The sequence below is a fragment of the Desulfosarcina cetonica JCM 12296 genome (assembly GCF_001311845.1).
GTDB classification, from domain to species: Bacteria; Desulfobacterota; Desulfobacteria; order Desulfobacterales; family Desulfosarcinaceae; genus Desulfosarcina; species Desulfosarcina cetonica.
Genome location: NZ_BBCC01000518.1, coordinates 1 through 735, shown reverse-complemented (window position 1 = coordinate 735; position 735 = coordinate 1). Strand labels below are relative to the sequence as shown.

1 pseudogene is annotated in these 735 nt (G+C 65.3%); it reads right to left on the bottom strand.

The features are described 5' to 3' along the window. A pseudogene (locus JCM12296_RS35340) lies at positions 1–735 on the bottom strand (hypothetical protein); the annotation flags it as partial.

The following is a 735-nucleotide window of genomic DNA, read 5'->3' as shown; positions in this document are numbered from 1 at the left end:
GTCCAGCAGGGTCGCCAGGATCGCGTCGGGATCCGGATCGGCCAACGGCGCGGTGGCCAGAGTCAGCGCGCCCAACATTTGACGACGCTCGGCGGATACGGCCTGCCGCCGGGCGTCCCAGGAAACGTTGGCCTGCCAGCGGATCGCATCCTCGAACTGATCCAGCAAGCCGGCCTTGTTCGTTGCCGCGGCCATGAAAATCCGTGCCTCGCGTCGCTCGCCATCCAAATAGGGGACCACGATATACGCCTCGCTGCCCAGCGGGTCGTGGGAATCAAGGAACGCCCCGCGTCCGTTGGACAGCCGGAAGCGACCCGGCGTTCCCGGTCGTTTCTGGCCGATCCGGTCGGGATAGGCCCAAGCCAGCAAACGACCGGGATCAATGGCGATATCGGTTTGGCGGCCGATACCCAGGCGTTTTTTGAGCATGCCCGCCAGTGCCAAAATGCGCCGCAGCGCCGCCGAATCCGCCCTGCACCCGTCCAATTCCAGATGTTTTCCGGTTCGCCAGGCCGTCATGGCCAAAAGACGCCATTTCACGTCGGCATCGTATTCCCCCCGTTCGAAATGCAATGGATCGCGTTCACTGAGCAGGGCCGCCATCTGGCAGGCCTCCCCGCCCATCTGGCCTTGACGTGCCTTGAGCAGCATGTGCGCCAGGCGCGGATGCAGGGGCAGCTCGGCCATTAGGCGGCCGTGCCGGGTGATCGTGCCATCCGATGCCAGGGCCCCCAG